Source organism: Candidatus Obscuribacterales bacterium (genome assembly GCA_036703605.1).
In the GTDB taxonomy this organism is placed as follows: Bacteria; Cyanobacteriota; Cyanobacteriia; order RECH01; family RECH01; genus RECH01.
Window position 1 is genome coordinate 1 of the sequence record DATNRH010001066.1, and the last position, 1,167, is coordinate 1,167.

The 1,167-nt window shown below is 52.9% G+C and carries 2 protein-coding genes; both read left to right on the forward strand.

The features are described 5' to 3' along the window. The first annotated feature begins 358 nt into the window (after nt 1-358). Nucleotides 359-580 carry a hypothetical protein gene (locus tag V6D20_21840; protein HEY9818426.1) on the forward strand — a complete coding sequence of 74 codons (222 nt, stop codon included), beginning with the start codon at nt 359-361 and terminating at the stop codon, nt 578-580. Further along, entirely contained in the window at nt 577-1,011 is a 435-nt protein-coding gene (locus V6D20_21845) for a DUF5675 family protein (GenBank protein ID HEY9818427.1), read from the forward strand. Before V6D20_21840 ends, V6D20_21845 begins: the two co-directional genes overlap by 4 nt. Nucleotides 1,012-1,167 lie beyond the last annotated feature (156 nt).

Consider the following 1,167-nt stretch of genomic DNA (forward strand, 5'->3'; position numbering starts at 1 on the left):
CGCTGTGGTCGAAAAGCTGATTAACTTCCTTTTCGAGTAAAAAATGTGCCATTGCCTATTGACAGTGGCACATAATCCGTGCTAGTGTACGTTTTCAGGCCCAAGTTGCGCCTGTAGCAAACACAGCCCTCCCTAAGTCGCTCTTAGGTCGAGGGCTTTTTAATGCCCCAATTCCCCGAACCGTCCCCCGGCGCAGAACCCCTCCCTCGGCGGCTCCAAGCCGCTTGCTGCGTTACGGGGGACACCCAACAGAGACGACCATGAGAGGCGCTACGAACACCCCCCATGGTCTAACCGACACCCAATATTGGAGTATTGAGCGTGGCTACTTCAAAGAGTATCACCATATGGAGCCAAAGTGTCTTCTGAACGAACCACGGCTGAGAGATTAGTTGTGCTTGAGACCGATGCCAACAACATCCAGAGCGACTTGGATGAAATCAAGGCAGACGTTAAAGAGATCAAGGCTGGCCTGAACCGGCAGAAGGGCTTTATAGCCGGGATCATGTTTGTGATTACTCCGCTATGGGCAACTATCGTGGTGTTTGCGAAGTCGTTTTGGGATAGGTATTTGCAGTGATTTTTAACCTCCTGAGAACCTATCGGGAGATGCACACAGACGGAGTGCTGCTCCTAGACGGAGAGCATTTTTGTCACACTTTAGAGGACGTTGGCAGACCGCAGGGCGTCAAAATCGCTGAGGAAACTTGTATCCCCGAGGGCGCATATTGGGCTTCTGTCACGTTCTCTCCTTCTTTCAAGCGGGACATGGTTGTCCTGTTTAACAACGAGTCGGACCATTCGATAACCCGCTTTGGCGTGAAGTATACGGGTATCCGCTGTCACGGTGGTAACGACACTGACCACACCGCAGGCTGTCCCCTGGTTGCCGAGCATTCGGACAAGAATGGCCGGGTATGGGGTTCAATGGAGGGCGATTTAACGAGGCTTGTAAAGTCTCAGGTGGACAAGGGCAAGAAGGTCCTGTTCATCATCACCGAGGAGCCGTAATGGCCTGCTTCCGCACGGATCTGAAATGCACCCGCGATGTTGGCGGCAAGCGATTCCGGCTAATCGCCCCCCTTGTGTACCAATCAGACCTTGTAGCGGAGGACATCATTGTCCCCATTGGCTACGAGACAGACTTTGCCAGTATCCCCCAGTTGT